A 6,184-nucleotide genomic window follows, 5' to 3' on the forward strand; every position below is an offset into this window, starting at 1 on the left:
CGGCCTCGCGAGCCGCTTCGGCCTCGCGAGTCGCTTCGGCAAGCTTCTCGAGGTCACGCTTGAGAACGCGTCGCGGGCGCTTCACAGCCGGGGCTTCCGCTTCCTGTTCCGGCGCGTTCTCTTCGCTGGCGGACGCGGCGGCTTCGGGCTCCGCATCGGTCGCCTTCTTCTTCCGGGTCGACGCGCGCTTCGTCGCCTTCGGGGGCGCCTCGCCCTCGGCTTCCGCCTGCGCGAGCGCATCGCCCAGCCGGCGCTCCGCTCCCTGGGTCTCGGCCTCCGGCGGCGCGGTGACGGTTGTGATCTCGATGTTTTCGGCTTCCTTCATGACCTTCTCCCGATCGATGGTGCCCCCGGCTTGCGGGACCAGACTGCCCAGCACACCGTTGACGAATCGCCCCGATTCCTCTCCGCCGTACTCGCGTGCGAGATCGACGGCTTCGTTGATCGACACCGGGGCGGGGATGTCGTCACGGTAGAGCATCTCATAGATGGCGATGCGCAGGACGGTGCGGTCGACACGGTTGAGCCGGTCGACCTTCCAGTTCGCGGCACGCGATGCGATGACGCGATCGATGATGTCGAGGTTCGCGCAGGCGCCGCGCACCACGTCGGTGACGAAGGCTCGCGCGTCGGCGTCAGATGTGTCGGCAAAGACATTCTCGATGGCCGTCTCCGGCGGATGCTTGCCCACATCGATCTGGAACAGGGCCTGCAGCGTGAGATTACGGGCTTCACGCCGTGTAGTCATGGATGTTTCACCTGTCGTGGCCAGAGCGGCTGCAGCGGCCGCGCGGGCTCTCTCGCTGGTGTGAGGGTGTCGGATGCCAGACCTCGTGTCCCGGAGTCTGTGTCACCGGACCATCGCCACCGCTGGGGTAGGGGACGGGCCTCAGGGCGCCACCGCGACGGGCTGCGCCATCAGGTTCTCGACGAACGTGGTGTGTATCTTGTTCTTGCGGTAGAAGGCGTTGTTGACGATGGTGCGCAGGAAGTCGGCCGTGGTCGAGACACCTTCGACGCGCAGCTCCTCGAGCGCGCGGTTCATGCGCGCCAGGGCCTCTTCGCGCGTGCTTGCGTGCACGATGAGCTTTCCGAGCAACGAATCGTAGAAGGGGAGCACCTGATAGCCCCCCTGGATGTGCGTATCGAGGCGTACGCCCAGACCGCCGGGGAGGTGCAGCGCGGTGATGCGACCCGTGCTCGGCACGAATCCCCGAGAGGGGTCTTCGGCGTTGATGCGGCACTCGACGGCGTGCCCGTTCAGGCGGATGTCCTCCTGCTTCCAACGCAACGGCTGCCCTGCCGCCACGCGGATCTGCTCCTGCACGAGATCGATGCCGGTGACGAGCTCGGTCACCGGATGCTCGACCTGGATGCGCGTGTTCATCTCGAGGAAGAAGAACGAGCCATCTCGCTGGTCGAGAAGGAACTCGATGGTGCCGGCACTCGCGTAGCGTGCCGCGCGAGCGCCTCGCAGCGCCGCTTCGCCCATCCTTGCGCGCAGGTCAGGGCTCACGATTTCCGACGGGGCTTCCTCGAGCAGCTTCTGGTTTCGACGCTGCACCGAGCAATCCCGCTCTCCCAGGTGGATGAGGTTGCCGTGCTCGTCTCCCAGCACCTGTATCTCGATGTGGCGGGCCTCGGGCAGGAACTTCTCGAGGTACACGCGGTCATCGCCGAAGGCCGCATGGGCTTCCGCACGGGCGGTCTGCAGGCCACGAACCAGCTGGCCCGCGTCGTGCACCACCCGCATGCCCTTGCCGCCGCCGCCGGCGGTGGCCTTGATCAGCAGCGGATAGCCCGATTCGCGGGCGAAGCGCACCGCGTCTTCCTCGCTCTCGAGGTCGCTTGTGCCAGGAAGGATGGGGACCCCGGCGGTGCGCATGAGCTCTCGCGCCTTTGACTTGTCGCCCATGGAGTCCATCGCTTGCGGAGACGGGCCGATGAACTTGATGCCGTGGCTCTGGCAGATCTCGGCAAACTTCGAGTTCTCGGCCAGGAAGCCGTATCCTGGATGAATCGCCTCAGCGCCGCTCACCAGCGCCGCGCTGATGATGTTGGGGATGTTGAGGTACGACTGCGTCGCCGCGGCCGGTCCCACGCAGAAGGCTTCGTCGGCCAGCGTGACGTGGAGCGAGTGACGATCCGGCTCGCTGAACACGGCAACCGTGGCGATGCCCATCTCCTTGCACGCGCGCACGACGCGAACGGCGATCTCGCCGCGGTTCGCAATCAGTATCTTTCGGAACATCAGTCTGCGGCCTCCAGCACGACGAGGGGCTGCCCGTATTCCACGGGGTGCCCTTCTTCCACGAGAATCTCGGTCATTCGCCCACGCACGGGCGCGTGAACCTCATAGGTAAGGCCCATGGACTCGACGAAGCCCAGCAGCTGCCCCTCGTCGACGTCGGTGCCCACGGGCGCTGCAGGAGGCTTCTCCGCCTGTGGGCGGGTACGGAAGGTGCCCACGAGGGTCGACAGGACGGGGACCATCGCGTGGTGCTCATCGAGCGCTGGCGCAACGTCTGACGCCTCGACCGGCAGGACGGGCGCGCTTCCCAGGGCCGCGCCATCGACCCGGATCTCGATTCCGTTCTGATGAAGCTCGAGGGTTGCCAGGCCGCGCTCTGCGGCCAGCGCGATCATCTGCTCCACCATGGGTCGCACCTGATCTCTCAGTTCTTTGACGAGCTGTTCGTCCATCTCATTCCCCAAGTCACACGTTCATGTCCGGCCAGGTCGGGGATGACCCGCACCTGCTGGAACTGGTTGATCTGCATGAGGCGGCGCGCCGCCTCGCCTTGCGTGGCCCCCATCTCGAAGCCCAGCGCACCGCCCGCCACCAGGTGGGCAGGGGCTTGCTCGCAGAGCTGCCGGATGGCGCGCAGGCCATCTTCCTCGGCGCGTAGGGCGAGCTTCGGCTCGTACTCGCGCACATTGGGCTCGAGGGCTGCATACTCCTGCGCCGACACATAGGGCGGATTCGAGACGATGAGGTCGAAGGGCGTTTCGTCGAGGGCGTCGCACAGGTCACCCGCACGCCACTCGATGCGCGTGACGCCGTTGTGCTCGGCGTTGCGACGGGCCAGCTGCAGCGCAGCGGCGGAGATGTCGGTGCCGACCACGTGCGCGTGTGGCATTCGACGCGCCAGGGCGATGGCGATGGCGCCGCTTCCCGTGCCGATGTCTGCGATTCGGGCGTGAGGGCGATGCGAGAGCCAGCGCAGGGCCTCTTCGACGAGCAGCTCGGTCTCGGGTCGAGGGATGAGAACGTCTCGGGTCACGTCGAGCTCGAAGTCGATGAAGCCGCGCCGTCCGATGATGTAGGCCACGGGCTCGTGCAGGCTGCGCCGCGCGATGAAGCCGGCGAAGCGCGCTTCCGCGTCCGCAGGCACCGCTCGCTCCGGCCAGGTGAGCAGGTGCGTGCGCGTGGTGGCCAGCGCCTCACCCAGCAGAACCTCGGCGTCGAGGCGAGGGGTGCGCGACCCGCTTGCGGCGAGCGTGTGCGTGGCGGTGTCGAGGAGCCCTCCGATGGTCGCCATGGAGTCGCCACCGCTCGCGGCGTCTCTTCTCGGGGGAAGCGGGGTCACCGTCATCAGTAGACGGCCTCGGCGCTGGCCTCAGCCAGCCGCTCCTTCTGCTCGTTCGCCACCAGTGCCTCGATGACGTCGTCGAGGTCGCCCTCGAGTGCGGCCGGCAGGTTGTGCATCGTGAGGTTGATGCGATGGTCGGTGATGCGGTTCTCCTTGAAGTTGTAGGTGCGGATCTTCTCGCTGCGCTCACCGGTGCCCACCTGGCTCTTGCGGTTGCTGGCGATCTCGCTCTCCTGACGGATGCGCTCGGCCTCGAGCAGCTTGGCGCGGAGCACGCGCATCGCCTTGTCTCGGTTCTGATGCTGGGAGCGCTCGTCCTGACAGGCTACGACAATGCCTGTGGGAAGGTGGGTGATGCGCACGGCCGACTCGGTCTTGTTCACGTGCTGACCGCCCGCACCGCTGGCGCGGTAGACGTCGATCTTCAGGTCGACCTCGTTGACCGGCACCTCGGTCACGTCGTCGACCTCGGGAAGCACGGCGACCGTGACGGTGGACGTGTGGATGCGCCCGCTCGACTCGGTGGCCGGAACGCGCTGAACACGGTGCACGCCGCTCTCATGCTTGAGCCGCGAGTACGCGCCCTGGCCGTTGACGGCGAACACGGCTTCCTTGTAGCCTCCGAGCTCGGTGGGGTTCGCGTCCATGAGCTCCACCTTCCAGCCGCGTTGCTCCGCGTAGCGCGCGTACATGCGGAAGAGCTCGGCAGCGAACAAGGCTGCCTCCTCGCCACCTGTGCCGGCGCGAACCTCGACGATGACGTTCTTGTCGTCGTTGGGATCCCGGGGCAGCAGGAGCTGCTGCAGACGCGCCTCGAGGTCAGGCTTGCGTGCCTCCAGGGCGCGCAGCTCGGTCTCGGCCTCGGCGCGCATGTCCTTGTCGGCTTCGGCGAGCGAGCGCCACCCCTCGGCGTCGTCGAGGAGCGCCTTGTACTCGCGGAAGCGCGTGACGATCTCCTCGATCTCGGCGCGCTCGCGCGAGACCTTGCGGTACTCGGAGGTGTTCGAGATGACGACCGGGTCGCACATCTTCTCATTGAGCTGCTCGTATCTCGATTCCACGGCAGCCAGTTTGTCCAGCAAGGATGGATCTCCCGTTCGATGGGTCAGCAGGGCGCAACAAAGAGCGCGGCGCGCTCACGGCACACAGCCGGAGAGCGCCCGCGCCCGCAGCGACCGACGGTCGGTTGCGTCAGGCCTTGCCGGCGGCCTTCTTCTGGAGGCGCTGGTTGAACTTCTCGACCTGGCCCTCGCGGCTCGACGAGAACCGCTGCTTGCCCGTGTAGAAGGGGTGGCAGTTCGAGCAGATCTCGACGGTCAGGGTGGGTCGCGTCGAGTAGGTCACGAAGGCGTTGCCGCAGCCGCAGCGCGCCTCGGTCTTGAACCAGCGGGGATGGATCTTGTCTTTCACGGTAGCATACCTCTTCGGGAACGGCCGCGTCGTCGGCGCGGTCGGTCGGTCACGGCTTCAGGCCGCTCTCCGCGACAGGCGCACGAAGGAAGACGTCGGGGCGCGATCGGAATGTTCCAGGCCCGACTCGGGGTGGGCCTTGACGCCAGATTATAGCATGTCTCGTCAAGGGGTGCGGCGCGAGGCCGTCACGGAGCAGGAGGAGCCTCCACCACAGGGGTGGGGTCTCCATCGAGGGCCTTCATGAAGGCCACGAGGTCAGACTTGTCCTGTGTCGTGAGGTCGAGCTTCGTGACGAGGGGATCGAGGTGGGGATTGGCTTCGCCACCCTTGTTGTAGAAGTCGATGACCTCCTCGAGGGTCTTCTGCGAGCCGTCGTGCATGTAGGGGAAGGTCTTCGTGATGTCACGCAGCCCTGGCGTCTTGAAGGCGCCCGTGTCGGATTCCTTTTTGGTCACTGCGTAACGCCCGACGTCGGGCTTCTCGGCCTTCATGCCGACCCCGAGATTGTGGAAGAGGCTGTCGCTGAAGGTGGGCGGCACGTGGCACGTGACGCAGCGCCCCTTTCCGAAGAAGACGTCCTTGCCGCGCTGGGCTTCTGGTGTCATGGCCGACTTGTCGCCCGCGACGTACCGGTCGTAGGCCGAGTTGCCGCTCAGCACGGTGCGCTCGAACGACGCGATGGCCTGCGCCACCCGCTCCTTGCTCGGGGGGGCGTGGAAGGCCTTCTCGAAGAGCGGCTTGTAGCCGTCGAGGCTGGCGAGGGTCGCCACCATCTTCTCGTGGGTGTTGCCCATCTCGCCCGGAGCGGCGATGGGGCCGAGCGACTGCTCTTCGAGATCCTTGGCGCGGCCATCCCAGAACTGCAGCTTCATGTACGTGCTGTTGATGACGGTGGGGGCGTTGCGCCCGGTCTTCTGGCCACGGATTCCCGTGGAGACCGCGGCCTGGTCGGTCCACCCCTTCTTCGGATCGTGGCAGGTGGCGCACGAGATGGTGTTGTCACCCGAGAGTCGCTTGTCGAAGTAGAGGGCGCGGCCCAGGGCGACCTTTTCCGGGGTGAGCGGGTTGTCGGCGGGGACGTTCAGATCAGGGTTGAGGCCCCGCGGCACCTGCACGAAGGCCGCGTCCTTGGCGGGCTGGCTCGGCCCTGCCGCCGCGGAAGGCGCAGACGATGGGGC

Annotated in this window: 7 protein-coding genes; all 7 read right to left on the reverse strand. The window is 66.7% G+C overall.

Annotated elements, in window-relative coordinates; translation table 11 throughout:
- Positions 1-748 (reverse strand): transcription antitermination factor NusB (gene nusB / locus EB084_17565; protein NDD30067.1); only part of this gene is annotated, 748 nt, incomplete at its 3' end.
- Positions 749-889: 141 nt separating this feature from the next.
- Positions 890-2,251 (reverse strand): acetyl-CoA carboxylase biotin carboxylase subunit, encoded by a 1,362-nt coding sequence (accC, locus tag EB084_17570; protein ID NDD30068.1) that lies wholly within the window; start codon positions 2,249-2,251, stop codon positions 890-892.
- Positions 2,251-2,658: an acetyl-CoA carboxylase biotin carboxyl carrier protein gene (locus tag EB084_17575; protein NDD30069.1), complete on the reverse strand. Its 408-nt coding sequence runs from the start codon at positions 2,656-2,658 to the stop codon at positions 2,251-2,253. Before EB084_17575 ends, accC begins: the two co-directional genes overlap by 1 nt.
- A gap of 17 nt (positions 2,659-2,675) precedes the next feature.
- Complete coding sequence (gene prmC / locus EB084_17580; protein NDD30070.1) at positions 2,676-3,596, reverse strand: peptide chain release factor N(5)-glutamine methyltransferase; 921 nt, start codon at positions 3,594-3,596, stop codon at positions 2,676-2,678.
- On the reverse strand, positions 3,596-4,675 hold the full coding sequence (prfA, locus tag EB084_17585; protein ID NDD30071.1) for a peptide chain release factor 1: 1,080 nt from the start codon (positions 4,673-4,675) through the stop codon (positions 3,596-3,598). Before prfA ends, prmC begins: the two co-directional genes overlap by 1 nt.
- Before the next feature lie 109 nt (positions 4,676-4,784).
- On the reverse strand, positions 4,785-5,003 hold the full coding sequence (locus EB084_17590; protein ID NDD30072.1) for a 50S ribosomal protein L31: 219 nt from the start codon (positions 5,001-5,003) through the stop codon (positions 4,785-4,787).
- A 188-nt stretch (positions 5,004-5,191) separates the two neighbouring features.
- Complete coding sequence (locus EB084_17595; GenBank protein NDD30073.1) at positions 5,192-6,121, reverse strand: cytochrome-c peroxidase; 930 nt, start codon at positions 6,119-6,121, stop codon at positions 5,192-5,194.
- Positions 6,122-6,184: the final 63 nt, after the last annotated feature.

Source organism: Pseudomonadota bacterium (genome assembly GCA_010028905.1).
GTDB lineage: Bacteria > Vulcanimicrobiota > Xenobia > RGZZ01 > RGZZ01 > RGZZ01.